Source organism: Kitasatospora sp. NPDC006697 (genome assembly GCF_042869935.1).
GTDB lineage: Bacteria > Actinomycetota > Actinomycetes > Streptomycetales > Streptomycetaceae > Kitasatospora.
The window spans coordinates 99132-123988 of sequence record NZ_JBIAGU010000014.1; the positions used below are offsets into that span (position 1 = coordinate 99132).

Sequence of the window (24857 nt, forward strand, 5' to 3'; positions counted from 1 at the left end):
TGCAGGTGAACGCGGTCAGGGCCGCACGGTGGGTTCGAGGGATGGAGCTCTTCGGTCCGCCGGTGTGCCCTCTCCACGGGGCCGGTACCGATCCGTCGTTGCTCGTGGGCGTTCGGCTGGCGCAGGTCATCGCGTCGCAGCTCGTCCCGGCCGACGGCGATGACGAGGGGCCGATCGACATCTGGCTCATCGACGAGGCGGGCGCCTCCACGTGGATCACCGCCGGTTCGGACTGGTGCCTGATCGTGGAGACGTCGAGTCCGGGCGAGGGATACGCCCTCGGAGCCCAGGGACGGGTCGTGGTGGCCCCTGACTGTGGAACCCCGTTCCAGCGCCACCTCGGTGAGCGGATTCTCTCAGTCGAGGAGCGGTGGGAGCCGAAGACGGGACGCATCGGCCTCTTGATCGAGTTCGAGTCCGGCGGCGTCCTCTGCGACGTCTGGGCCGGGGACCTGCGCATACTCCCGCGCGCCGACCAAGGATTGAAGGCTCACCAGTAGAGCTGCGGCCTGGGGTGGCAGGTCCTATGCGTTCGTCACGGCGCTTTCTCGGGCTCCGTACCGTCAACCCCTGGACGGCACGGAGCACCCGTACCGTCCAGGCGCGGACCGCAAGAGCCCGACAGCTGACAACCACCGAACGTCACTGATGCTCATGATCTGCCGACGGCGCCCACCGAATCGTGGGCCCTGGGCGGCTGACGCCGCCTCAGGCACCGGAGAGCAGGTCGCGGAGCAGGGCCACGGTGTCCGGGTCCAGGCTGCGGCCGGTGCGGCGGCTGAGGGCGTCCAGGCGGTTGACGGCCTTCAGCAGCTGGTCCCGGGCGCCGGCCGAGGCGTAGGCGTAGAACAGGTCGCGGTGCAGGAGTTCGACGTCCGGGGCCACTGCCAGGCCGCGGAAGACCGCCGCCTCGGCGCTGCGGTGGTCGCCGTACTGCAGGCGGCGGGCGGCCAGTTCGTGCGCGGTGTCGACCACCGCCGCCAGCATGTCCTGGCGGATCGCCTCCGCCCAGCCGTAGGCGGTGGGCGCGGTCTCGGCGAACGGGGCGCCGCGGACCAGGGCGAGGGCGTGGGCCAGGGCGGCGTCGGCGGTGGTGCTGGTGCTGCGCATGCCGCGGCGGTAGAGGCTGCGGAACTCGTCCCAGTCGCAGGTGACGGTCGGGGCGAAGGCGTAGCTGTCCGGGCCGTCCTCGCGCAGGAAGGCCCGGCCGTCCGGCTCGCCGCCCAGCCAGGCCGCCAGTTCGGCCAGCGTCTGCGGGGTGACCTGGTCCGGGCGGGCGTGGTCGCCCGGGTGCAGGGCGCGCTCGACGGCGGCCGGGTCGGCGCCCGGGTGCAGGGCGAGGAAGGCCGCCGCCTCGGTGAGCGCCGGGAGCGCGCCCGGCTCGGCCGGGCCGCCGGCGCCGAGCACGTCCACCGGGCCGAGCAGGCGGATCCGGGGGGTGGTGCGGATCGCGTGCGCCTGCGGGGAGCGGAGGATGGCGAGCAGGTCCTCGGCGTCGGTGCGGGAGCTGACCGGGGTGCCGCCGGGCGGGGTGGAGGTGGCCGGCTCGGGGTGGCTGGGGGTGCCGGCGGTCCAGGCGCCGGGCGAGCGGCGGGGGTCGGGGATGGTGGCGGGGGGTGCGGTCTCGTGGGTGGGGGCGGGCTCGGGCGGTGCGAGCGCGGCCTCCGGTTCGGGCTCGGGCTCCTGTTCGACGGCCGCGGGCAGCAGCTCGGTGGCGAACGGGTCGGGCTGCTCCTGGACGGGTGCCGCGGGGAAGAGCTCGTCGAAGCCCGGCGGGAGGACCACCTCGCCCGAGCCGCCGCCCGAGGCGGCGGCGTGCCGGCCCTGGCCGTTGATCAGGTGCCGCGCGCTCGCCGCCTCCGGGTCGGGCTCCGGCTGGGGCCCGGCCGGCGGCGTGTCACCTGACGGGCCCTCGATGGCCGGCAGCGGGATCGCCGGCGACAGCGCCTGCCGCGGCACCAGCCGCCCGGCGCCCGCCGGGTCGGCCGAGGCGAACGGGCTGCTGCCGGTGCCGATCAGCCGGGCGATCAGCTTCGGGCCGGACTCCTGCGGGCCGTCCGGCAGCGAGGAGCCGACGAACGGCGCCGAGCCGCTCGCCACCCCGGCCAGCACCGGGACCGGCACGGGCAGGTCGGCGGGCTCGATCTCCTCGCCGTCGTAGGTCCAGGCCGGCGCCGGCTGCTGCTCCTCGGAGGCGGCCGTGCTGAGCAGTTCGCTCCAGTGGTTGAACTGGTCCTCGGTGAGCCGCTGCAGTTGCACCGCGAGGTGCAGCCCGGGCAGCACGGCCGCGCCGGTGCTGGGCAGGGTCCAGCGGGCGACCGGTCCGGTGCCGCGCTCGGGGGCCCGGGAGAGCACCGCCAGGCAGGTGCGCGGGCGGCCGTCGAGCAGCCGGCCGAGCTCGGCCGGGACGTCGCCGATCGGCGCCTGGGCGGAGAGCACGATGTCGGGCACCCAGGCCTCGTCGGCCTGTCCGCGGCTGCGGGCGTCGCGCGGGTGGGCGGCGCCGGCCTCCAGCAGGATGCCGCGGGCCCGGTCGGTGCGCGGGCCGAGGGCGGTGAGCGCGGCCTCCAGGGTCGGGTAGCGGTGAACCCGGTCGGCCACCGTGTCGGAGACCGGCAGGTCCTCGGGGAAGCCGATCAGGTGCAGGTTGAGCCGGTCGGCGAGCGGGCTGTGGGCCAGCTCCAGTGCCACCGTGCGCAGTACCGCGCGGGCGTCCTCGGGGTGCCCGGAGAGGTGCATCAGCCGCACCGTCTCCAGGTCGGCCAGCACGGCGGCGCCGTCCGGCGCGGTGCCGAGGGTGACCAGCGCGGGGTAGGGCGCGGGCACCTTGACGGCCTGCTGGTGCGTCAGCAGGTCGGTGGCGTCGCCGGCGCACCACCAGACGTTGGCGGCGTGCGCGGCGCGGAACGGCGCGATCGGCACGGCGGGCGCGGCCAGGTGCAGTTCGACCGTACCGCCGTTGGTCACCCGGACGGCGGCCAGCGGGGGCAGCCGCTTGCCGCTGCGGCTGACGTTGCGGGCCAGGGTGCGCAGCGAGCGGTTGAGCAGGTCGAGTCCGGTGCTGCTCTGCCGGGCCTTCAGCTCGGCCTCGAACGAGGCGGCGGCCGGGGCGGGCATCGGGATGCGGTGGCGCGGGCGGCGGCCGCGCTGCTGGTGGCCGCGGCGGTGGGCGACGGCGCCGATCAGCACGGCGGCGAGCAGGACGCCGATGCCGGAGACGGCGAGTGCGCCGGTGTAGTCGCCCTTGGGGTCCTCGGCGTGCGGGGCCGGGTGGGCGGCGGGTCGGTTGGCGCCCTGCGGTGCGGGGGTGTGCTGGGGGGCGGGGGTGTGTTGCGGGGCGGGGGTGTGCTGCGGGGCCGGGGAGGCGCTGGGGTGCGGGGCGGCGTCGGCGCCGGCCGAGGGCTGGGCGGCCGGGGCGCTCGGTGCGGGGGCGGGCCGTTGCGGCGGCTGGGGTTGCTGTTGCTGTTGGGGCTGCTGCTGTTGCTGGGGCTGCTGGGCCTGTGGTGCGGGTTGCGGCTGGGCGGCCGGGGCCTGGGCGCCGGGGATCGCCAGCACCATGCCGGGCGCCAGCATGTCGGGGTTGGTCAGCCGTTCGCCGTCGGGCGCCTGGACGCCCTTGTTCGCGTCGAAGAGCTGCGGCCAGGCATCCGAACTCCCCAGCTCCCGCTGGGCGATGGCGGAGAGGGTGTCGCCCTCGTGGACGGTGACGGTGGCATCCTTGGGCGCCCCTGTCTGACCTTGCCCGCCCTGCCCGCTCTGCGGGGCGGACTGGGCGGCCGACCGGCCCTGCGCCGGGGCGCCGCCGTCCGGCTTGGCGTCGGCCGGCATCAGCAGCTGCCAACCGGGCTGGATCGGCCGGTCGGCGTCGAATGTGGCACCGAAACTGTCCATCACCCGGCCTGCGTTGAGCTTGGCGATCTCCTGCCACCGGTCTCCGGAGCCGAGTTGGTGCTCGGCGATCGACCAGAGGCTGTCGGCCGGCCGGGAGTCCTTGACCGTGTAGCTGGGGCCCTGCTGACCGGGATCCGCGGCGGGCATGGCGGCGGTGGCCGGGCCGGAGCCGAGTGCGGCGGACTGCGGGGCCGCCACCGACTGCGGTGCGACGGCGGCGATCGCGGGCGCCGGCCCGGCCGTGGCGGCGAACGCGCCACCGGCCACCGGGAGCAGTGCGATCACCGCGCCGACCAGGCCGGAGGCCATCCGCTGGCTCCAGCCGAAGGCGGGGATCCGGCGGGCGACCCGGCCGCGCAGCTGGGCCGGGATCTCCACCAGCACCGAGCAGGCGAAGCAGGCCCAGGCGATCCAGCCGATCCCGACCAGCGCCCAGAGGAAGAGCCGACCGTCGTCGGGCTGGGTGAGCACCTGCCCGATGCTGCGGTTGCCGACGCCGCCCATCGAGGCGACCGCCTGGGTGCCGTAGAGCAGCGCCAGCGGCACGCCGACCAGCAGCACGGCGAGCATCACCAGCGCGCCCAGCGCGGCCGGCAGCGAGCGCAGCGGACTGCGCCGCCGCCCCGGCGGCCGCACCGGGCCGGTCGGCACCGGCGCCCGGCGGGAGCGGGAACTCCCGTTCCCGACCTTGGCCTTGGTACGCGTCGTGGCCATCAGGAATCCGCCTTCACTGGTTCACCGTTGACCACCAGGGTCGCGGTACCGGTTCCTTCGATCGTCAGGGAGGACTCGCCGAACAGGCCGAGCAGCGCGGTCCGGTAGGTCGGCGAGATGTGCACGGTGATGCTGGTGTACTGGGGCGGCGGCGGCGAACTCCCGTCCGCCGGGGGCTGCGGGGGCGGCACGGGCGGCCACACCACCTCCACCGGCACGCCCTGGAAGGCGGGGTCCTGGTCGAGGTAGGCCTTGACCGCGTTCTCCGCCGCGGTGGCGTCGATCCCGTACTTGCCCTTCTCGAAGAGCAGGACCTTGTCGATCTGCTGGGCGCCCACCCGGGCGGCCTCCTGCGCCATCGCGTCGGCGTTGACCACGGCGCGCAGTTCGCCGCCCGCGTCCAGCACGATGCCCAGGAAGAGCATCATCATCGAGGAGCCGATCGCCACGAAGATCGAGATGGTGCCGCGCTCGCGGTCTCTGTGACGGGTCGTCACGTTCCCTCCCCAGGGCTTGCTTTCGGCCTGCTGGTCCGACCCGGCCCGGGCCGGCGCCGTGTCACGTCGAGCGGTACTGGTCGATCACCGAGCGGAAGGTTCCCTGAAGCACCAATCCGCCCGGTACCCACACCGGCGACAAATCATTCACCGGAACCTTGCATATGACGTCCACCCGGACGTCCCGCAACGGCGCTGCGCCGGCCAGGGGTTCGACCACCGCGTTGACCTGCAGTCCCGGGCAGTCCACTCCGCTCCGGGCGAGCAGGTCGTGCACCGCCTTCTTTGCCGTCTCCACCTCCGCACCGCTCTGGCCCAGCGAGGCGGCCCTGGCTCCGGTTCGGGCCGCCTCCTGCACGGTGCCCGCGATCTGCTCGGCCCGGCCCGCGACCAGGCCCAGGACGAGCAGGCCGAAGATCACCGGGACCACCAGGGCGGCCTCGATCGCCAGGCTGCCGCGGTCGCCCGCTTCGCGCCCCGCGCTCATGGAGTAGGCCTCTCGATCGGCGCCTGGGCGGTCTGGGAGAAGGTCAACTCCCCCGGCAGGACGAACAGCGGGTGCACCGTCACGGTCACGGTGACCACCGTGTCGGTCGGCCCGCGCGGCGGCACGGTGACCACCGGGTTGCCGAGCAGCTGGGTGAACGGCTTCAGGAACGCGTAGGCCGTGGGCGCGGCCGCGCGGTTGTCCTTCTCGCTGTACACCCGGGCGGCGTCCGCGCCGACCCGTGCCGCGGCCAGGGCCACGCTGTCCGAGTACCAGATCAGCGCGCCCTGGACCACGGCGAGCACCAGGAAGAGGATCATCGGGAAGACCATCGCGAAGCTGATGCTGAGCACTCCGCGATCGGATCCGCCGCCCCGGTGCTTCTGACGGACCGTCAGATGATGCTCGGCCGGCCGGCTCAGGTGATGGTGACCGTCGGCAGTGTGGTGGGCATGTCGCTCTTGGCGGTCTGTCCGAGCTTCATCACCACGGTGACCACCGCACCGGCGATCGCCACCACGACCACCACGATCAGGGCCATTTCGATGCTCAGGGCACCGCGGTCGCCGGCGGCCCGGGCCAACTTGGCCCGGGACACGTGCAGGCGCAGCAGGGCCGATCCCAACTGCAGCGTCAGGATCAGTGGCAGCAGCAGCAATGCGGCCAGTGCGCGCAGGTACTTCATCGCTGGGTCTCCTCGGGGGATGGTGGAGCGGGGGATTGTCGTGCGCGGGATTGTGGTGCGGGGGACGGAACTTCACGGGAAGGGCCCGGGCCCGGAGGTCCTGGAAGCGGACGTCGTGGGCGCCGGACGGGCAGTCAGAGGACATGGAGCATCTGGTAGATCGCGGGATAGACGATCAGCAGGGTCATCAGCAGGGTGAGCGCCGCGCCGGGCGCCACCATCTGCTCACTGGTGGCACCGGCCTTGGCCAGGTCGTCCGCCAGCAGCTCGTCGCGCAGGCCCTTGGCGCGGGCCCGCAACGTGTCGTAGACGGCGGCGCCGTCGGTGCCGGAGAGCCGCATGATGTCGGCCACGTCCTGCAGTTGGGTGAGGCCGAGTTCACCGGAGAGCGCCTCCAGCCCCTCCCAGGGCGGGACCCGGTCGGTGGCGGCCCGCTCCAGTGCGTCCTGCAGTCGGCGGAAGACGGCGCCGCGGCCGACCGAGGCGGCGCGGCGCATCGCCTCCGCCGGGCCGTGGTCGGCGGCCCGCTCCAGCGCGACCAGTTCGAGGTAGGCGGAGATTCCGTGCAGGTACTCGGTCCTGGCCTCCTTGGCCTCGCTCTGCACGACGGCGTCCGGCACCATCCAGCCGAGCACGGCCAGGCCGAGGCTGACCACCAGCGGCACCGCGATCGGCGGCGGATAGCCCAGCACGGCGACCATCGCCGACAGGTAGCCCGGCAACGTCAGGCCGACCAGCGCGAAGAGCAGCTTGTGCGCCATGTAGCGCGCCGGTTCGCGGCCGACCAGGGCCAGCGACTGCGCGGGCACCCGGATGCCGAGCAGGACCAGTGCCCGGCCGCCCAGCCGGTCGTACCAGCGTTCCTCCTCCTCCGGTTCGGAGTTCGGCCGGGGCGGGTCCGGCGGGCGGTGCAGCCGGTCCAGGGTCTGGCCCAGGTCCGGTGGCGCCGGCCGGAGTTCGGAGATCAGCAGGGCCAGGCCGCCGGCCGCCACCGCTCCGGCCAGGATCGCCCAGGGCGAGATCGTCATCATCGGACCTCCCCGAACTCGCCGAACGCCGCGGCCGCCTGGTCCTGCCCGGCGCCGTCAACGTCCGGGCCCGCCCCCTCGTCCAAGGAGGCCACCTGGCTGCGCCGGTCGCTCTCCAGCAGGCGCGGCAGCGGCTTGTGGGAGGCCATCGAGCGCATCCAGGCGATCACCGCGACGAAGAGCAACGCCAACACGGACAGCACCAGTTGGCCCTGGGCCGAGCTGTAGGGCGCGGTATAGCGGGAGTTGAACGAGCCCACCACGATCACGAAGAGGATGATGCAGACCAGCCAGCGGATGGTGGTGCGGTGTTTGGCCCGGTCCGCCTCGATCGCCCGGCGCTGGCGCACCTCGTCGCGCAGCGACTCGGCCATGTCGGCCAGCGCCCGGGCCAGGCCCGGTCCGCTGTCGCCGGACCGCAGGACGAGGGCGGCCAGTACCTTGTCGGCGGTGGCATCGGCCAGCGAATCGGCGAACGCGCGCAGCGCGTCCTCGGCCCGCCAGCGGGACTGCAACCGGGCCGCCAGGTCGTCGATCTCGGTCTGCAGCGCGGACGGTGCGGTGCGGCGGCTGGTGATCAGGGCCTGCTGGAGGCCGGTGCCGAGCAGCAGCACGTCGGAGAGCCGCTGGGTCCACTCGGCCAGCGCCTCCAGCCGGCGGATGTGCCGGTGGTCCGCCTTGGTCACGCCGAACAGCCAGGGCAGGCCGAAGATCAGCCCCGGCACCAGGATCGCCATCAGCACTATCCCGCTGAACAGCCAGGCCAGCGGCGCGGCGATCAGCGACAGGGCGCTCTGGATCCGGCGCCGGCGCAGCATGGCCGGTGCCGGGGTTCCCGTGGTGCCGTACCAGAGTTGGCGCAGCCGCAGGGCGAACCGGCTCGGCTCGGCCTGCTCGCGGGCGGGGGACCCGCGCAGGCCGAACACCAGCGCCACCAGGCCGCCGGCGACCAGCAGCCCGCAGAGGGCGTAGAGCAGCATCACCGTTCCTCGTCCGTCAGTCTTCGTCTCATGTCGTGCTTCTCATCGCTGTCCGCCGATCCGCAGGTTCAGCGGTGCGCTCCAACTGCCGTACGCGGACTGCAGCAGGCCGGCGTCGAAGCCCGCCCGGCGCAGGTCGTCCAGGCAGTTGGGCGGGGTGTGCGGCACGGCCCGGGGCTCGCCGAGGTCCGGACGCGGGCCGAACACCGTGTTCAGCGCCGGACGTCCGCTCTCACCGAGCCCGGTCACCTCCATGACGTGCGAGACGAACCGGTGCCGGCGGCCGCCGAGCGCGGTCTCGTCCACCATCGACACGTGCACGATCAGGTCCACGGCGTTGGCGGTCAGCCGGTAGGCAAGCGCATCCGTCATATGCGAGCCGTATTCGAGGCACAGTTCGGCGATGCGGTCCACCACCATGTGGGGGCCGCGGGCGTGCAGGGTGCACATCGAGCCGCCCTCGCCGTTGGTCATCACCCGCAGCATCGGAACCACCTCGCCCGAGCGGACCTCGCCGACGATGATCCGGGAGAGCGTCATCCGCAGCGCCGCCGGGATCAGGTCGCCGATCGTCAACTCGCCGACCGAGCGGCCGTCCACCCGTTCGCCGTTGCCCTCGCGGGCCTCCATCGGCACCACCTGTCGCAGGTGGCCCAGGGTGTGCAGCCAGAGCTCGAACTCCGACTCCAGGGTGCCGATCCGCTCGTCCGGCGGGATCTCGGCGGCCATCGCGCGCAGCAGGCTGGTCTTGCCGACGCCCTGGGTGCCGGTGATCATCACGTTCTTCCGGGCCCGGATCGCGGCGGCCAGGAAGGAGGCGAGCGTGGCGTCCACGGTGCCGAGTTTGACCATGTCGGTGAGCGTCGCCGAGGCCACCCGGTGGCGCCGGATCGCGACGTAGGGGCGGGGCGTCACCTCGGTCATCGCCTGCAGCCGCATCCCGCCCTCGAGGCGCAGCGCGAGCGTCGGGCTGGCGGTGTTGAGGCTGCGCTCGCCGCCGCCGTGCTGGCGGGCCAGGTCCTGCAGCATCTCGACCAGCTCGGCGTCGGAGTCGGCGACCGGCGGGACCTGGCGCAGCGGCTGGTGCACCCGGGAGATCCAGACGTCGTCGCAGCCGTTGATCAGGATGTTCTCGATCTCCGGGTCGTCCAGGTAGGGCTGCAGCCGGCCGGCCCGGAACAGCAGGTCGTACACCGCCTCGGCGAGCGCCCGGTCCTGCTCCCTGGTCGGCGCGGCCCCGTGCGCCTGCGCGTACCCGTCCGACCACCGGGCCACCGCGTCCTCGATCAGCGCCCGCCCGCGCTGCCGCCGCGTCGCCCGGTCCACTCCACTGCTGCCCTGCCCGGCCGCCAACTTCGACAGCTGCTGGTGCAGTTCGGCCGCCACCTGCCGCTTGAGCTCCCGCGCCACCCGCGGATCCACGGCGGGCGGCGCCGGCTTCGCACTCCACGGGTCGGGCGTGGGGAGCACGGGCAGCGCGGAGGCGGTGGGGGATGCGGTGGCAGCGCGGGGGGTCGGCGGGCGCTGCTGCTGCCGGGGGGCGGCGGGGGGTGCGGCGTGCTGCGGTGCGCCGGGGGCGGAGGTTGGGGTGGAGGTGGGCGCGGGGCGGGGGTGCGGCCGCGGCTGGCGGGCGGCGGGAGCCTCCGGGCCCGGGCGCCCACCGGGACGCGGCTGCCACCCGGCACCGGGAGCGGACGACGGGCGACCATCGGCGCGCGGCTGCCGCTCGGCACCGGGAGCGGACGACGCATCGGGGCGGCGCCCGTTCGCGGCAGCCGCCGGCCGGGCATCGGGGCGCTGCCACCCCTGCCCCTCGGCATGCGCGGTACTCCGCGGGTCGTTCTGCGACCACCCCGGGTGCGGCTGCCCGGGAACAGCGCCCATCGACGACGGGGGCTGAGCCCACCCCGCGGGGACCGCGGTAGGGCCGGCCGCAGGAGCGACGGTCCACGGCTCCCCCACCCCGGGCAACGGCCCCGCGAACGGCCCACCCGCTGGGGTGCCCGCCCTCACCGGCCCCACCACGACACCGGGAGTGGGCCGCGGCGGCGCGACGAAGAAGTCGGCTGGGCCGACTCCCGGCGCCGCGGAGCCTCCTTGCCCCGCTACGCCAGGACCACCGGCCGCTCCACCCACCGGAGAAGACGAACCCTCAGGACCACCCCCACGCGAGAAGTCGGCCGAACCGACTCCCGCCGCCGCAGAGCCACCATGACCCACTACGCCAGGACCACCCACAACCCCACCCACCGAAGAAGACAACCCACCAGGACCACCCCCACGCGAGAAGTCAGCCGAACCGACTTCCGGCGCCGCAGATTCGCCAAAACCCGCCGCGTGGGAAAGAGCAGCAGAGCCGGCTCCCGGGGAAGACGGCGAACCATGTCCACCTGCCCCCAGGAAGTCGGCCGGACCGACTCCTGGAGCAGACGGTCCACCAGGCCTCACCACGCCCGGGAAGTCACCCGGGCCGACTTCCTGGGCGGGCGAAACACCGGGAGCGGCAGCACCCGAGTAATGCACTGCATTAACTCCCGCACCCGATGGCGCGCCGGGCGCATTGGCGCTTGAGAAGTCGACTGGCCCGACTCCTGGGGTCGACGTTGCGGCCGCGCTGACACCCAAAGCAACGGTGCCCGAGACGTCGGCCTGGCCGACTCCAGGGGTGGGCGAAAGGTCCGCCCCTCCGACTTCCGGAGTTCGTGGTGCAGGCTGACGATGCGTCGGTGACGGGGTCGGGAAGTCGGGCCCGCCGACTTCCCGACCCCGGACGTGTGAGGTCCGTGGAGCAACGGGGCCCACGGCAAAGTCGGCGGAGCTGACGTTCTGTGTCACGGGCGCACCGGGGTGAGGAGAGGAGGGTGCGAAAGCGGCGGCAAAGTCGGCGGGACCGACGTTCGGCGGCGTGGGGGAACTCGGGTGGATGGAGAAGTCGGTGTTCTGCGCCGTCGGTGCCGAGGGAGCGGCGTGAGCGGGGAGATGCGCGGGGGCAACTGCGGCGAAGTCGGCGGAGCTGACGTTCGATGCGACTGGGTAACGCGGTTGCTCGGATGCGTCGGTGCTATATGACGACGCGGCAGGGAGGGACGGCACGGCGGTAGGAGAGGGAGAAGCGTCGGAGAAGTCGACCAGTCCGACGTTCGGCGCCGCTGGAGTAGCAGGGGTGACCGGAACAGCGGCAGAGTCGGAGGGGCCGACGTTCGGCGCCGCCGGGGCGACGGGGTAGCCAGTCGGCGGCGCTGGAGCAACAGGGGTGACCGGAACAGCGGCAAAGTCGGCTGGGCCGACGTTCGGCGCAACAGGACTAACGGGATAACCAGTTGACGGCGCCACAGCATCAGGGGTCACCGGCACGGCCGCAGAGTCGACAGGGCCGACGTTCGGCGCCACCGGGGCAACGGGGTAACCGCTCGACGGCGCCGGAGCCAAGGGAGCCACTTGCGCGGCCGCAAAGTCGGCGGAACCGACGTTCGACGCCGCCGGGGCAACGGAGTTACCAGCCGAGGGCATAGGAGCAGCCGCAAAGTCGGCAGAGTCGACGTTCGGGGCTGCAACGGACCCGGGGTGCCCAGCGCTGATAGCGCCAGGCGGCATCGAGGGAGTAGCACCGGCGGCGACGTGCAGGGGCATCGAGGAAGCCGCACCGGGGGCGATATGCAGGGGCATCGAGGAAGCGGCACCGGCGGCGATATACGGGGGCAGCGAGGGAGTCGGGCCGCTGATGTCGTCTGACGCAGCGGGACCCGGATGCGCTGAGGCTTCGCCAGGAGCAGTCGCACCACGCGCAACCGCACCGTCGGCCCGGCCGACTTCCGGTGCCCGATGGCCCGCCGGCGCAGGGAGGGCGAAGGGGTCATCGGCAGCCGCGTTGCTGTTCACCGGGGTGAACGGCGTGGCGGAAGTATCGGCGGGGTGAGGCTGGGGCTCGGGCTGGCCGTGGGAACCGTGCGGCGTTCCCGTCGCGCTTGTCGATCCCGAGGGCGCTGCCGGATCGGCCCAGCCGTCCGCGTTCCATGGAGCAGCGGGAGTTGCGTTCGTGCCCGGGTAGCCGCTGACCACGAACGGGTCATCGGTCCGTCGGTCGGCTCCCGGAGCGACGGGTGCCGCCGGGCCGGGCAGGGCGAACGGGTCACCTGCGTGCCTCGGTCCAGTGGCCGCCGTGCGTGGTGACGCGGACGGGTCGCTCGCTTGAACAGCGCTGCTCTCGGGAGCCGCATTGACCGGGCGCGGTACAGGAGTTGCCGACCGGGGCCGAGCGAACGGGTCCCTCCCGCGTGCCGCACCGTCCCCGTTTCCAGCAATCGCGGGACGGGGCAGGGCGAACGGGTCCGGAGCCTGGGCGAACGAGCCCTGCCCAGCGGTGTTCCCCGCACCCCCTGGCCCCAGAGCCGGTCCAGCAGCCGACCCCGACGCATCTCCCTCCGGCGCCGGGGCGTACACCCCCGGCTGGTCGTCGTCGTCCGGTTCCGCGTGCCAGGGGAGCTCGGGCACGTTCGTGGTGTCGGGGCTACCGCGCACGGAGGACCTCCCCCTGGGGCTCGGTGTCCTCGGGTGGAGCCGGGAAGGGTTCGGGAGCTGCCGGGTGCGGGGCTATGCCCGCCAGGGGCGGGTAGCCGCCGGTGCCCGGGCGGACCTGGACGGGGCCGGCCTGGGGGACGAAGACCTGGCCTGCCGGGGAGGCGAAGGCCTGGCCGGTGACGCTGGGCGGGACCACGCCGGGGACCACGTCGTTGCCGTAGTCGGCCGTGGGCGGTGCCCCCGGGGCGGGGTTGGGCTGGGCCCATGCCGGGCGGCGGTGGGAGGGCGGTGCCTCGGTGTCCGGCCACTCCTCCCACTGCTGGGCAGGAGCGGGAGCAGGATCGGCATCGCGTTCCCAGCCCGCGGGCCAGGCCTGTTCGGCCGGCGGTGTGCTGTACGTCCCCGGAACCGGGCCGCCCCAGGTGTCCTGGGCGCGCTGCGGGGGCTCGAACCAGGAGGCGGGCGCCGGCTCGGGTTCCGGCATCGGCATCGGCACCGGTTCCCAGGGCTGGCTGTCCCCCATCGTGCCCGGGACCGGACCGCCCCACATGTCATGGGAGGGCGCGGCAGGAGCGGCATACTCCTCGTACCTCTGCTCGGCGTAGTACTCCTGCGCTTGGTACGGCGGCTGCGACGGCGACAACAACGGCTCCGGCTCCGGCACCGGCTCCGCCACCTGGACCGGCGTCAGCCGGTCGTGCCGCTGCCGGGCCACCGTCAGCACCCGGTCGGCCACCGTCCGGGCCGCGCGCAACAGTTCGGAGCGGATGAACCGCCGGTCCGTCGAGTCACCGCCGTCCGAGAGCACCCGGGCCGTGCGGCTGGCGTACGGCAGGGTGCCCAGCAGCGGCAAGCCCAGTTCGCGGGTGACGTCGCCGGGCGGGTACGGGCCCTCGGTGATCAGCAGCAGCCCGAGGCCGTCCGCCCCGGTGCCCGCCGCCGCCAGGTCCTCGCGCAGCGCCGCGACCCGGGGGCGCGCGGTGCTGAGTCCGCGCAGCGTGGTGCGCACCGTGGCGGCCACGCAGTCCGCCCGCCGGGCGAGTACGGCGCCCGCGCCGAGCGCGCCGGAGCGGCCGAGGTCAAGCAGCACGTCGTAGCCCAGGTCGTGCAGTCCGCGCAGGGTCTCGATCAGCGGCTCCCAGGTGTACGCGAGCCCGGCCGCCTGCGCGGGGTCGGTGAGGCCCGGCAGCAGCAGACGGTCGCCGGTGCCGCCCGGGGAGAGGTCGATCAGCTGCTCCCACAGCGCCTCGGCGAGTATGCCCCGCCGGTCGGCCACCGCGAGGTTGCGCAGCCCGTGGCTGCCGTCCACCCGGCCCTGCAGCGCACCGGCCAGCGCGGCCCCGCCGTCGGGGTCGCATTCGACCAGCAGCACCCGCCGCCCCCCGGCCAGCGGCCAGGCGAGCAGCAGGGCGAGCGCGGAGGTGGTGGTGCCCGGTGCGCCGGGACCACCGGTGAGCGCGATGACGGCCATCAGGCGCTCCCCGAGGGTGAGGCGGAGCCGGACGGAGCAGCGGAGGAGGAAGGCGAAGGCGAGGCACCGGCCTTGGGGGCCAGGATGATCTGGTACTTCCCGTTGGCCGCCCACTGCGCCAGCTTCGCCGCGTCCGCCGGCGGCACGGCCACGTCGATCACGCCGTCGCCGCCCTTGGCGATCTGCGCGACGACCGCGGTCATGGTCTGCGGCGCCCCGTTGTTGGGATCGCCGACCATGACGATCTCGATCTGCTGCCCCACCTGCACGCCCGCGGCGGGCAGTTGGCTGGCGTGCACCGGCAACCCGACCTCCTGCATGCCGGGTTGCACCACCACCGCGCCGGTCAGGTCGGCGGCCAGCAGCAGCGCGCCCTTGTGCAGGTCGGTGGTGGCCCGCCGGCCGACCGCCCGGGCCAGGTCGTCGGCGCTGACCGGGGCGAGCGCCGGATCGCTGGCGATCCGGGCCACCACCAGGTCGTTCGGCGTCAACGCCTGTCCGTACGGCACGTCATGGGCCAGCGCCAGCACGGCGATCCGCTGCCCCGTGCTGTTGTAGAGCACCGCTCCGCCGAGCCCGCCGGCGGCGATCAGCGCCACCGACATCGCCAGCACGGCGGGTCGGCGCCGCCGGTTGCGCAGCGCGCGGGTCGGGGAGACGGGGCGCCCGCCGTCGCGGCCTTGGCCGGCCGGGGTGCCATGCGTCGGCGTCAAGGCGGTACGGCTCTCCATCGGACTGCGACCTTCCTGACCTTGCCCGACTCGCACCGAGCGTCGTGCTCGGCGCCGACTGGCGTGCGGATACGGCTGGCGGATACAGCTGGTGGATACGGCTAGTTGAGGACCTGGAGCTGGTTGACCTGGAGCTGCGCGGGGTAGCTGGTGATGCTCAGCGTCACCGGCCCGAAGTGGCCGGGGCCGGCCGCGGTGTCGGTGTCGGCGACCCAGGTGACGGTGACCATCGGCCAGAAACCGCCGCCGGGGGCCGCGGAGGTGGTCGGGCTGGGGGCGTTGCTGGGCAGCGGGGCGTCGGTCGCCGAGAGCGCGGCGTAGACCGCCGAGCAGCTGCCGGCCGGCGGCGTGCCCTGTTCCATGCCCGGTGCGTACGGTTTCCCGGCGCCGGCCGCGGTGCAGTCGACCGTCTGCTCCACGCCGTTCTTCTGGTACCCGAGGTCCCAGAGCACCGAGGTGACGTGTGCGGTGGCCTGCACGGTGACGCCGTTGAGCGAGGCGCTGGCCGTCAGGTCCCCGACCTCGGAGGCCCGGGTGCCGGTCTTGGTGTCGTACCAGAAGAAGGTCGGCCCGATCCCGAGCAGCGACTTGCCCTGCGGCGCGGTGTGCGCCTGCGGACGCTCGAACGCGAGGCGGTTGAAGGCCATCTGGCCGACCACGTAGGTCGGCGGCGGTCCCGCGGTGACGCCGGGCACCTTGTCCAGCCACTCGACGGGCTCGGCGGTCAGCGTGCCGTCCGCGTTCACGCAGACCGGGTACACCGGCGTACCGGCGGTGGCCGGCTTGTCCTTCCAGACCGGGTCTCCGGGGTCGGCCTGCCGGTAGTAGCACCCGGTGTCGTTGTCGAAGTACCCGAGGTCGCCGTCCCAGCAGGGCTCCACGATCCCCTTGTACGAGCACGGCGCCGGCGTCCCGGTCGAGCCGTCGGTCGGCGCGGGGCCGGTGCTGCCCCCTCCCCCGCCGGTCGAACTCCCCGGCTGGGTGATCACGATGCAGACCGACAGCACCAGGCACGGGTTCATCCCGCCCGGCGGCGGCGTGCCCGCGGCCTCGGCCGGGGCCGCCGCCATCACCGGTCCGGTCACCAGCCCGGCCACCAGTCCGAGCAGCAGGAACAGCATTCCGGCATACCGGCCGGTTCGGTTGGTCCGCGGTGTCCTCAACATGTCCGGCCCGTCTCGCGGTTGAACTCGTAGACCTTCCAGATCACGCCATTGCTGCGCAGCACCGCGGTCGCCGGATAGCGGGTCAGGTGCTGCGGTGCGTCCTTGTACGATCCATTGGCGGGGTCGGTCTGGTGCCACCCGGTGACGTCCACGCAGTCGGTGATCACCGCGCTCTGCGAAGATCCGCCGAGATCGAGGCTCTGCACTGCGGGATTGATCGACGGCTGACCCGTCATCACCAACTTCGCATTGTGCAGCGCCCGCAGACTCACCAGCACGTTCGAGAACGCCGTGCCGCCGGAATAGACCCCCACCTGGGTGCCGTTCTGGTCCTCACCCGCGTACGCCTTCACCTGCGCCGCCCACCAGTTCTGATAGGTACTCAGGACAGCTCGCCCGACGGCCCGTTCCTGGCCGTCCGCCGGCTTTGCCGCTCCCCCGCCCGACGCACTGGTCGAACTTCCCACGGTCGGGGCGCCCGAAACCCCGCTCCCCCCAGAAGCTTCGCGGGCTCCACCTGCGCCACCCGGAACACTGGTCCCAGCGGTCCCATTGGTCCCAATGACAGCACCCGCACCGGGGTTGGTATTGGCATCCGACAAATGGCTCGCCGAACCGGGTGCGTTGGCCGCGCAGCCGGCCAGGAAAAGGGCCATCGCCGCACCGACCCCGATCGCCCTAAGGCGTAACAAAGCCCTGCTTCGGCCCATAAGCCCCACCTTGTCGCGTACTGCCCGACAGCTGGCCGGAGTTGGTGGCGTCAATCGATCGTCGGCATGGAACCCGACGTTGACCGAAAGCCGTCGCCCGTTGCCCATTCCCGGTGCGGGGCACGATTCTTCGCCACCGCGTCGCTCTCGGCAACACCTCGGGGCCCTGACCTTAGTCGGAACCGGGATCTGTTGTGGTGCTTTCGCGCCACAGAACTGCCAACAGTTCTTCCGAAACCGACAATCCGGCCAGCGCACCCCGCACCGCGGCCCGATTCCGCAGCAACAACCGGCCACCCGAAGGAGGGACGAGCAGTCGGGCCTCGATGCCTGACGCCAGCTCACCCCAGGCCAGCTCGGCGGCCACCGCGGGCTGGAACTCGGCCGGTCCGATGGCCGGCGGCGCCGCGGGCACCCCGCGGTCCAGCACCCGCCCGAGCGCCCAGCTGAACGATCCCTCACCGCCCGGCAGGATCGAGGACCGGCCGCGCCGCCCGGCGGGGTGCGGGCCGATCCGGCCCCAGAGCGGCACGCGGGAGTGGGTGAGCAGTTCGGCCACGCCCTGGTCGCCGCCCCGGCCGTCCAGCAGCGCCCAGGTGTCGGGGCGGGCGACCAGGTCGACCAGCAGCAGCACCCCCTCCTGGGTGCCGTGCACCATGGTGCTGACCACCCAGTCCCAGGCCAGCCCGCGCATGTAGGCGTTCTCGGTGGTGCTGCCGGCCGTCACCAGCGCCAGCCGCCGGCCGCGCGGGTCGGCGACCAGTTGCCCGAGCAGTCCGACCACCAGCCAGCGCCCCTCCTGCCGGGCCGCCGCCCGCAGCGCGGTGAGCATGGTGTTGGCGTCCGCCTCCGGCGGCACCACGGTGACCCGGCAGCCCTGGCTGCCGGCGTCGAAGCAGACTCCGGGGAGCGCCCGGGCCAGTTCCCCGGCGCCCTGCCCGGCCTGCGCCGAGCCCGCGAAGGCCTTCTCCGGCCCCCCGTTCGCCCCGATCAGCACCAGGTCGATGCCGCCGCCCGTGCCCGCGGTCCCCGCCACAGTCCCCGCCATCTGCCCGCACCCCTCGTCGCTTCGTCGCTCTGTCACGTGCCGCGCCCGTCGCCGACGCGCTGTCCGCCGGCGGCCGCCGTCGGCACCGCCCGTGCCGGTCCGCTCCGGGACCATGGGCCCTACTGGCCCAGCCGCGACGGGGGCACCATCGACGTATGGACCGTGTCGACCGTATCGAGGAACTGAGCGAGGCCGAGTGCTTTCGGCTGCTCAGCACCGTGCCCATCGGACGCGTGGTGTACACCGAGCACGCGCTGCTGCGGGTGCTGCCGGTGCCGTTCCGGGTCGAGCCGGACGGCCGACTGCTGCTGGTGCTGGTCCCGGACGGCGCGGCGGCCCGCACCCTGCACGGTACGGTGGCCGCCTTCCAGGCCGACCGGCTGGACCCCGAGCAGCGCAGCGGCTGGAGCGTGGTCGTACACGGACGGGCCGAGGTGCTGCGCGAGCCGGCCGACCCGGGCGGGCTGCCGCGGCCCTGGGTCGACGGCCCGGCGCCCCTGCTGGTGCGGTTGGACGCGGAGCTGGCCACCGGCCGCCGCCTGCACCCGGAACCGGCGCACCCCCCGGAACCGCCCGCACCCGGCCCCCAGGTGACCGACCGGTAGGACTACGCTCCCGGGCACGGGTGGAAGGCCGTCCGCCCGTCCGTGCCCCCGATCGGCCGTGGAGCGCCCATGACCTCCTTCGCCTCCCTCGACGAGCTGGCCGCCGCGGTCGGCGGCGAGCTCGGCACCAGCGACTGGCACACCGTCACCCAGCAGCAGGTGGACCTGTTCGCCGAGGCCACCGGCGACCACCAGTGGATCCACGTGGACCCGGAGCGCGCCAAGGAAGGACCGTTCGGCGGGACCATCGCGCACGGCTACCTGACCCTGGCGATGATCCCGATGCTGGCCAAGGAGTGCTACTCGGTCGACGGTGTGCGAATGGCCGTCAACTACGGCTCCGACAAGGTGCGCTTCCCGGCCCCGGTGCCGGTCGGCAGCCGGTTGCGGGCCACCGCGGAGCTGCTGTCGCTGACCGAGGTGCCGGGCGGCTACCAGGCGGTGGTCCGCTGCACCATCACCAGCGAGGGCGGCAGCAAGCCGCACTGCGTGGCGGAGACGATCACCCGCTTCTACGCGTAGCTGCTCCGGGGAGCCGGCCCGAGGACCGGAGCCCGGCGGCCGGGCAACCGGCCTGACGACCGGTCATCCGGCGCCCCGAACGGCAGAACGGTGTCCGGACCACCGCGCCTGACCGGCGGGTTTCGGCTAATCTTCGGAAGAGATGGTGATCGTACCGAGCGGGTGCCGGCCTCCGAGCGCGGCTCCCGCTCGCTGCTGTCGAGTCCCCCGCGCCCAGGAGGTGCCGTGCCCGGCTCCGTCCCCGCCACTTCCCCGGTGAACCCGGCCGACCCGCCGAACCGCGCGACCCCGCCCGACGGGACCACACCGCCGGACGGGACCACACCGCCGGACGGGGCGGCCCCGCCGGACCGGCCCGCCCCGGCCACCCCGGTCGCCCGCCTGCGCGAGCTGACCGCGGCCGGCTGGCGCCGGGTGCGGACGGACGCCTTCGGCACCGAGCCCACCGGCGCCCGGCTGGAGCGGATCCTGCGCAGCCCCAACTTCGCGGACGGCGCCTTCCGCAACCCCGTGCCGACCCGCCGGGTGGTCTACGAGCGCTCGCCGCTGGAGGTCACCCGGGCCCAGCTGGCCTCCGGCCGCACCCGCCGCCTGCCGGCCGGCCCGATCCCGGTGCACCAGCTGCGCTCGGCGGAGCTGGCCGCGCCGCCCGCCTCCGGCCTGCGGCTGAGCTGGCTGGGCCACGCCACCGTGCTGGCCGAGCTGGACGGCCGCCGGGTGCTCTTCGACCCGGTCTGGGCCACCCGCTGCTCGCCGTTCGCCGGAATCGGGCCCAAGCGGCTGCACCCGATGCCGATCCGGATCGCCGACCTCGGCCCGGTGGACGTGGTGGTGATCTCGCACGACCACTACGACCACCTGGACATGACCTCGGTCCGCGCCCTGGTCGGCAGCGGCGCCGAGTTCGCCGCCCCGCTCGGGGTCGGCGCCCACCTGGAGCACTGGGGCGTGCCGGCCGCCCGGATCACCGAGCTGGACTGGTGGGAGTCGGCCGAGCTGGCCGGGCTCACTCTGACCGCCACCCCGGCCCGGCACTACTGCAGCCGCGGCCCGCGCACCAGCACCCACTTCCTCTGGGCCTCCTGGTCGGTGGCCGGACCGGAGCACCGGGTCTTCCACAGCGGGGACACCGGCTACTTCCCGGGCTTCGCGGAGACCGGCGCCCGGCTCGGCCCGTTCGACGCCACCATGGTGCAGGTCGGCGCCTACAGCCCGTTCTGGCCCGAGGTGCACATGACGCCGGAGGAGGGCGTGCGGGCCCACCTGGACCTGCGCGGCGAGCTGCTGCTGCCGATCCACTGGGCCACCTTCAACCTGGCCCAGCACCCGTGGGAGGAGCCGGTCGAGCGGACCCTGGCCGCCGCCGCCGAGCTGGGCGCCCGGGTGGCGGTGCCGAGGATCGGCGCGCCCTTCGAGCCGGCCGCCGCGCCGGCGCCGGACCACTGGTGGCGGGCGGTGGCGGCGCTGCCGGAGGCGGAGCCCGTCGCGGTCGCGCAGCCGGTCCGGCCGGCCGCCGAGGACGAGGTCCCGGCCTGATGACTACTGGCGGGTAACCCGGACGCGGAGCCGACCCCTCCGTCTGCCACCATGGTCCGATGACCGACGCGCCCGGGCCCGTGCCCTTCCTCGACCTGCTGCGGATCGAGGAGCTGGACCAGAACCTCTACCGCGGCCGCTGCCACGCGGGGGCGCCGCTGCGCGCCTTCGGCGGCCAGGTCGCGGCCCAGGCGCTGACCGCCGGCGGCCGCACCGTGGACACCGCCCGCGCGGTGCACTCGCTGCACGGCTACTTCCTGCGCCCGGGCGACCCGGCCCGCCCGATCGTCTACCAGGTGGAGCGGCTGCGCGACGGCGGCTCCTACGCCACCCGCCGGGTCACCGCGGTGCAGCGCGGCGAGGCGATCTTCATGCTCTCCGCCTCCTTCAAGCGGCCGGAGGAGTCGCCCTCCGAGCGCCAGCGCACCATGCCGCCGGTGCCGGGCCCGGAGGAGCTGGACGACGCGGTGGCCCGCTGGGCCGCCAACTCCCCCGACGACTTCGGCGCCACCACCGGCTTCCACTCGCTGGAGCTGCGCTTCGTACCCCGCGACACGCCCGGCCTGCCGCCCGAGCCGGCCGGGGTGCCGCAGCAGTTCGTCTGGATGCGCACCGGCACTCCGCTGCCGGCCGGCGACCCGCTGATCCAGACCTGTGCCCTCACCTACCTCTCCGACCTGACGCTGGCCTCCACCACCGCGCTGCACCTGCAGCAGCACCGGTTCCAGCGCAGCGCGCCCACCCAGGTCTCGCTGGCCTCGCTGGACCACGCGATGTGGTTCCACCGGCCGTTCCGGGCCGACGACTGGGTGCTGTTCGCCCAGCGCAGCCCGTCCGCCGGGGACGGCCGGGGGCTGGCGCTCGGCGAGTTCTACGACCGGGACGGGGTGCTGGTCGCCTCGGCCGTGCAGGAGACCCTGCTGCGGGAGCGACGGCGCCCCTCCGGGTGACCTCCCCGGGCCCGAGCCCGACGCCTGCGCGGGGGGCTGCCTGCTGCGGCCGCACGCCGATGCCACCTGCCGGTTCATGCTGCTCCGGGCGGCCGCGCCCTGCTTGGCCGGGCTGACGGCCCGTCGGCTGTCCCGGCGGCTGCGCGGCAGGCGGCCGCGGCCGCGGGCGCACCCGCGGCCCGGTGAGACGGCGGCGCCGATCCTGGCCACGGGGATGAACACCACCGGCGCAGCACCGGCCCTGGCGGACGGTCAGTTCGGCGGGCGCCCGGCGGTGCTGCCGCCGGTCTTCTGCTACGGACCGGCCCGGCAACGGCTGGCGGCGGCGGCGCGCCGCGACGGCCGCCTACGCTCCGGGGCGCACGCTGGGGCACACGGAGCGCGAGGGCGCCGGTACGGTCCGCACCGCCGCCCCATGATCCGAATCGCCGCATGGTTCCGGTACGGCGTTCACCCCTGTGTAGTCATCGTTTAACACCAGACTGGAATGCTCACCATCATGGACGAATCGCTCTTCACGGACCCATGGCCACCGGCCGGTCCACCCGCGGCCGAGGAGCCGCGCTTCCCCCTGCCCAAGCGGCACCGCCGACTGCTGGCCTGCGCCGCCGTCGCGGCCTCGGTCGCGCTCGGCACGCTGGGCGTCGGTGCCACGGTCGAGACCGTCGGGCACCAGCCGGTCGCCACCAGCGCGAGCTCGGCGCACTGACCGGGAGCACCATCCGCCGTACGGGCGCCACCGCCTGACGGCAGGTCAGCAGGACCAGGTCAGCAGGACAGCAGGACAGCCTTTCAGCGCCGGGAGTGCCGGCCGTTGCCGCCCGCGGGCAGCCCGCCGAACTCCGCCGCGTACCGCGCCGCCGGGGCCAGCAGCAGCCATCCGCCGCGGCCGGCGGCCGCCGGCGGCACCGGGGCGATCAGGCCCAGCCGGTGCAGCAGCGCCAGCGCCTCGCGGCGGAACGCGGCCCGGTCGGCCAGGTGGGCCCGGCGCTCCGCCTCCTCGTCCGGCTCCTGCGCGTGCCACTCGTCGGCCACGTCGCCGAGGATGCCGTCTATCAGCGCCTCGGCGATCGGCACCGCCACCGGCGCGGGCTCGTCCGGCAGCGGCCGCAGCTCCTCCACCAGGCGTTCCACCAGCACCAGCGCCGCCGTGGCCAGCGGGCCGGGGCCGGGCAGCCGCAGGTCGGTCAGCTCGCCCGCCGGGTCCAGCAGGGCCACGCCCTCGGCCCGCACCTCGGTCACCAGGCCCAGGAAGTCGGCGAACAGCTCGGCCTCCCGCTCCCGGGACTCCCAGAGCCACTCCCGCTCCAGCGCGGTCAGCTCCTGCGCCAGCAGCACGGGCGTCTCGGCCAGCCGGCGCCGCACCGCCACCGGGATGGTGGTCCGGGGCACCGGCGGATCCTCGGGCTGCGCGGGCCGGCAGGCGGCGGCCAGCGCCGCGGCCAGCCCGTGGTCCACGCCCTGCCACCGGTCGGGCAGTTCGACCAGCACCCGCCACTCCGCCAGCCGGGCCACCGCGGCGGCCAGTTCGGGCTCGCCGACGGCTATCGACCGGTCCGCGCAGACCTGCCCGGCGCGGGCGGCCAGCTGCCCGGCCGGCCAGCGGTCCGGGCCGAGCAGCACCACCGAGAGCACCACCGCCAGCGCCGCGTAGCAGGCCGGGGTGCCGGCCTCGCCGGCCAGCAGCAGCGGGCGGTCGGCGCCCGGGCCCAGCTCGGCCTTGACCAGCCGGGCGAAGCCGTCGCCGACGATCAGCCGGTAGCCGAGCAGCTCGGCGAACCGCTCGGTCAGCCAGGCAGCGTGACGGTGGATCAGCGGATAGGCGGCGGCGTGCGGGCCGTCGGCGGTGACCAGCGGCTGGGCGAGCAGCATCCGGGCGGCGGCGCGGCGCTCGGTGGCCTGCTGGGCGCTCGCCTCGCTCTTGCGGTGCCGGCCGGCGCCGCCGCGGGCGGCGGGCAGCGCGGCGGGGGCGGCCGGGCGGCGGCCGCGCCGGGCGCGGGGGACGGACTGACGGACCGTCGGGCCGTGCCACCAGCTGACCTCTGCCAGGTCGGCGGCGGTGGGCGCGGGGGCGGCGCCGAAGTGCCGGGCGCAGTAGAGGCCGAAGGCGTCGGCGAACAGGTCGTGTGCGGCGGACGGCGCGCAGTCGGTGAACCGGCGGGCGAGCACCAGCAACTGCTCGGCCTCGGGTGCGCGGCTGTTCGGGCCGGTCGGGGCCGCCGGCGCGGGCTCGGTGCGTCTGCGGAGGGTCATGGTGGTACCGGGCAGTTCGATGTCGTGCAGCGCTCCGCCCCCGTTCACGCGCCCCTCCGCCGTGCCGCCCGTTCCGGTCCACGGAAGTCCCCGATGACTCCCGACGGGACAGCCTAAGGCACCGTCCGGGGCGGTTGCGGACGGCTCGACCCGACCGGCTTCCTACGCGTCGGTAACAATGTCTTCCGGCCACCCCCCGCTCTCGCCTATCGTGCCGGGGTAAGCCGTTCGGACCTCGAGGACTCGTGGAGAGCAGCAGCGCATGTCGCACCTTTCGAGCACCATCGGCAGCCGGCTCGCCGGACGGGCCCGCGGCCTGCTCACGGCCTTCGGCGCCACCTCGGCGGCCCACCTGGGCTCGCTGCTCACCGGGACCGGTGCGGTCGAACAGGTCACCAAGCCCGCGCTGATGCCGCTGCTCGCCGCCCACGCCTCCGCCGCCGAGGGCCCCACCCCGGGCCTGCTCACCGGCGCCCTGCTGGCCAGTGCGGCGGGCGACACGCTGCTCCAGGTCGACGACGAGGCCGCGTTCCTGGCCGGCATGGGCGCCTTCGCGGCGGCGCACGTCTGCTACATCACCATGTTCGCCAAGCAGGGCGCGCTGACCGACCGCCGGCGGATCACCATCGTCGCGGCCGGCTACGCCACGGCCTGGCTGGTCCTGATCACCCAGCTCTGGCCGGGTCTGGGCGACCTGAAGGTCCCGGTGGCCGGCTACAGCCTGCTGCTCGCCTCCACCGCCGTCGGCTCGGCCGGACTCGGCTGGCGGGCCGGCCTCGGTGGCGGCCTCTTCCTGCTCTCCGACACCCTGATCGCCACCCGCCTGGCGAAGTGGAAGGAACTGCCGGGCCACGAGTTCTGGATCATGTCCACTTACCTGGCGGCGCAGTACCTGCTCACCACGGCGGCTCTGAAGGGCGAGCGCGAGCGCGGCTGAGGGCCGGTTCGGTGAGTGCCGAGGAGGCGCGGCGCGGGCGCCCGAGAGGGCCCGGGCCACGGCCCCCGGGCACAAGTAACCGGAGGTCCCCGGAAATCGCCTCGCCGCAGCCTCAACGCAGCGGCGAG

21 protein-coding genes are annotated in these 24857 nt (G+C 74.5%); 7 read left to right on the top strand and 14 right to left on the bottom strand.

Annotated features, from left to right (window positions below; translation table 11 throughout):
- Window positions 1-41 precede the first annotated feature (41 nt).
- The gene (locus ACFYNO_RS21140) at window positions 42-500 is read left to right on the top strand and encodes a hypothetical protein (RefSeq protein ID WP_388014310.1); all 459 of its coding nucleotides are present in this window, start codon (window positions 42-44) and stop codon (window positions 498-500) included.
- A gap of 208 nt (window positions 501-708) precedes the next feature.
- On the opposite strand, the gene ACFYNO_RS21145 is transcribed toward ACFYNO_RS21140, so the two are convergent.
- The 13 genes from ACFYNO_RS21145 to ACFYNO_RS21205 form a co-directional block, all read right to left on the bottom strand.
- A complete protein-coding gene (locus tag ACFYNO_RS21145; RefSeq protein ID WP_388014313.1) occupies window positions 709-4605 on the bottom strand; it encodes a LysM peptidoglycan-binding domain-containing protein in 3897 nt (1298 codons plus the stop codon).
- Complete coding sequence (locus ACFYNO_RS21150) at window positions 4605-5102, bottom strand: hypothetical protein (RefSeq protein ID WP_388014316.1); 498 nt, start codon at window positions 5100-5102, stop codon at window positions 4605-4607. The genes ACFYNO_RS21145 and ACFYNO_RS21150 overlap by 1 nt, the downstream gene beginning before the upstream one ends.
- Window positions 5103-5163: 61 nt before the next feature.
- The gene (locus ACFYNO_RS21155; protein WP_388014319.1) at window positions 5164-5589 is read right to left on the bottom strand and encodes a TadE/TadG family type IV pilus assembly protein; all 426 of its coding nucleotides are present in this window, start codon (window positions 5587-5589) and stop codon (window positions 5164-5166) included.
- Window positions 5586-5942 carry a TadE/TadG family type IV pilus assembly protein gene (locus tag ACFYNO_RS21160; protein WP_388014322.1) on the bottom strand — a complete coding sequence of 119 codons (357 nt, stop codon included), beginning with the start codon at window positions 5940-5942 and terminating at the stop codon, window positions 5586-5588. The genes ACFYNO_RS21155 and ACFYNO_RS21160 overlap by 4 nt, the downstream gene beginning before the upstream one ends.
- 65 nt (window positions 5943-6007) lie before the next feature.
- The gene (locus ACFYNO_RS21165) at window positions 6008-6274 is read right to left on the bottom strand and encodes a hypothetical protein (RefSeq protein ID WP_388014325.1); all 267 of its coding nucleotides are present in this window, start codon (window positions 6272-6274) and stop codon (window positions 6008-6010) included.
- Between the two features lie 134 nt (window positions 6275-6408).
- Entirely contained in the window at window positions 6409-7305 is an 897-nt protein-coding gene (locus ACFYNO_RS21170) for a type II secretion system F family protein (protein ID WP_388014328.1), read from the bottom strand.
- The gene (locus ACFYNO_RS21175) at window positions 7302-8282 is read right to left on the bottom strand and encodes a type II secretion system F family protein (RefSeq protein ID WP_388014331.1); all 981 of its coding nucleotides are present in this window, start codon (window positions 8280-8282) and stop codon (window positions 7302-7304) included. The genes ACFYNO_RS21170 and ACFYNO_RS21175 overlap by 4 nt, the downstream gene beginning before the upstream one ends.
- Window positions 8283-8324: 42 nt before the next feature.
- Window positions 8325-9692 (bottom strand): CpaF family protein, encoded by a 1368-nt coding sequence (locus tag ACFYNO_RS21180; protein ID WP_388014334.1) that lies wholly within the window; start codon window positions 9690-9692, stop codon window positions 8325-8327.
- Window positions 9693-12789: 3097 nt separating this feature from the next.
- Window positions 12790-14271, bottom strand: coding sequence for a hypothetical protein (locus ACFYNO_RS21185; RefSeq protein WP_388014337.1), 1482 nt, complete (start codon window positions 14269-14271; stop codon window positions 12790-12792).
- Window positions 14271-15002, bottom strand: coding sequence for an SAF domain-containing protein (locus ACFYNO_RS21190; protein WP_388014340.1), 732 nt, complete (start codon window positions 15000-15002; stop codon window positions 14271-14273). Before ACFYNO_RS21190 ends, ACFYNO_RS21185 begins: the two co-directional genes overlap by 1 nt.
- Window positions 15003-15103: 101 nt before the next feature.
- Window positions 15104-16123 (bottom strand): hypothetical protein, encoded by a 1020-nt coding sequence (locus ACFYNO_RS21195; RefSeq protein WP_388014343.1) that lies wholly within the window; start codon window positions 16121-16123, stop codon window positions 15104-15106.
- Between the two features lie 38 nt (window positions 16124-16161).
- Window positions 16162-16521, bottom strand: a complete 360-nt coding sequence (locus ACFYNO_RS21200) for a hypothetical protein (RefSeq protein ID WP_388014346.1) — start codon at window positions 16519-16521, stop codon at window positions 16162-16164.
- A 529-nt stretch (window positions 16522-17050) separates the two neighbouring features.
- Window positions 17051-17926, bottom strand: a complete 876-nt coding sequence (locus tag ACFYNO_RS21205; RefSeq protein ID WP_388014349.1) for a hypothetical protein — start codon at window positions 17924-17926, stop codon at window positions 17051-17053.
- A 155-nt stretch (window positions 17927-18081) separates the two neighbouring features.
- Between ACFYNO_RS21205 and ACFYNO_RS21210 the strand changes: the two genes are divergently transcribed.
- The 5 genes from ACFYNO_RS21210 to ACFYNO_RS21230 all read left to right on the top strand — a co-directional run bounded on the left by ACFYNO_RS21210 (window position 18082) and on the right by ACFYNO_RS21230 (window position 22248).
- A complete protein-coding gene (locus tag ACFYNO_RS21210) occupies window positions 18082-18531 on the top strand; it encodes a pyridoxamine 5'-phosphate oxidase family protein (protein ID WP_388014352.1) in 450 nt (149 codons plus the stop codon).
- A gap of 69 nt (window positions 18532-18600) precedes the next feature.
- The gene (locus ACFYNO_RS21215) at window positions 18601-19053 is read left to right on the top strand and encodes a MaoC family dehydratase (protein ID WP_388014355.1); all 453 of its coding nucleotides are present in this window, start codon (window positions 18601-18603) and stop codon (window positions 19051-19053) included.
- Window positions 19054-19434: 381 nt separating this feature from the next.
- A complete protein-coding gene (locus ACFYNO_RS21220; RefSeq protein ID WP_388014681.1) occupies window positions 19435-20589 on the top strand; it encodes an MBL fold metallo-hydrolase in 1155 nt (384 codons plus the stop codon).
- A 59-nt stretch (window positions 20590-20648) separates the two neighbouring features.
- On the top strand, window positions 20649-21539 hold the full coding sequence (locus ACFYNO_RS21225; RefSeq protein WP_388014358.1) for an acyl-CoA thioesterase: 891 nt from the start codon (window positions 20649-20651) through the stop codon (window positions 21537-21539).
- Between the two features lie 499 nt (window positions 21540-22038).
- Window positions 22039-22248 (top strand): hypothetical protein, encoded by a 210-nt coding sequence (locus tag ACFYNO_RS21230; protein ID WP_388014361.1) that lies wholly within the window; start codon window positions 22039-22041, stop codon window positions 22246-22248.
- An 83-nt stretch (window positions 22249-22331) separates the two neighbouring features.
- Here ACFYNO_RS21230 and ACFYNO_RS21235 read toward each other — a convergent pair whose 3' ends face one another.
- Window positions 22332-23840 carry a DUF2398 family protein gene (locus tag ACFYNO_RS21235; RefSeq protein ID WP_388014364.1) on the bottom strand — a complete coding sequence of 503 codons (1509 nt, stop codon included), beginning with the start codon at window positions 23838-23840 and terminating at the stop codon, window positions 22332-22334.
- Between the two features lie 214 nt (window positions 23841-24054).
- Between ACFYNO_RS21235 and ACFYNO_RS21240 the strand changes: the two genes are divergently transcribed.
- Window positions 24055-24729 carry a lysoplasmalogenase gene (locus ACFYNO_RS21240; RefSeq protein ID WP_388014367.1) on the top strand — a complete coding sequence of 225 codons (675 nt, stop codon included), beginning with the start codon at window positions 24055-24057 and terminating at the stop codon, window positions 24727-24729.
- The last annotated feature ends 128 nt before the right edge of the window (window positions 24730-24857 follow it).

Coding starts and splice junctions, on each gene's coding strand:
- ACFYNO_RS21145 (WP_388014313.1), bottom strand. CDS start 4,605: ATGGCCACGACGCGTACCAAGGCCAAGGTCGGGAACGGGAGTTCCCGC.
- ACFYNO_RS21225 (WP_388014358.1), top strand. CDS start 20,649: ATGACCGACGCGCCCGGGCCCGTGCCCTTCCTCGACCTGCTGCGGATC.
- ACFYNO_RS21240 (WP_388014367.1), top strand. CDS start 24,055: ATGTCGCACCTTTCGAGCACCATCGGCAGCCGGCTCGCCGGACGGGCC.
- ACFYNO_RS21230 (WP_388014361.1), top strand. CDS start 22,039: ATGGACGAATCGCTCTTCACGGACCCATGGCCACCGGCCGGTCCACCC.
- ACFYNO_RS21175 (WP_388014331.1), bottom strand. CDS start 8,282: ATGCTGCTCTACGCCCTCTGCGGGCTGCTGGTCGCCGGCGGCCTGGTG.
- ACFYNO_RS21215 (WP_388014355.1), top strand. CDS start 18,601: ATGACCTCCTTCGCCTCCCTCGACGAGCTGGCCGCCGCGGTCGGCGGC.
- ACFYNO_RS21140 (WP_388014310.1), top strand. CDS start 42: ATGGAGCTCTTCGGTCCGCCGGTGTGCCCTCTCCACGGGGCCGGTACC.
- ACFYNO_RS21195 (WP_388014343.1), bottom strand. CDS start 16,123: ATGCTGTTCCTGCTGCTCGGACTGGTGGCCGGGCTGGTGACCGGACCG.
- ACFYNO_RS21165 (WP_388014325.1), bottom strand. CDS start 6,274: ATGAAGTACCTGCGCGCACTGGCCGCATTGCTGCTGCTGCCACTGATC.
- ACFYNO_RS21190 (WP_388014340.1), bottom strand. CDS start 15,002: ATGGAGAGCCGTACCGCCTTGACGCCGACGCATGGCACCCCGGCCGGC.
- ACFYNO_RS21210 (WP_388014352.1), top strand. CDS start 18,082: ATGGACCGTGTCGACCGTATCGAGGAACTGAGCGAGGCCGAGTGCTTT.
- ACFYNO_RS21155 (WP_388014319.1), bottom strand. CDS start 5,589: ATGAGCGCGGGGCGCGAAGCGGGCGACCGCGGCAGCCTGGCGATCGAG.
- ACFYNO_RS21170 (WP_388014328.1), bottom strand. CDS start 7,305: ATGATGACGATCTCGCCCTGGGCGATCCTGGCCGGAGCGGTGGCGGCC.
- ACFYNO_RS21205 (WP_388014349.1), bottom strand. CDS start 17,926: ATGGCGGGGACTGTGGCGGGGACCGCGGGCACGGGCGGCGGCATCGAC.
- ACFYNO_RS21185 (WP_388014337.1), bottom strand. CDS start 14,271: ATGGCCGTCATCGCGCTCACCGGTGGTCCCGGCGCACCGGGCACCACC.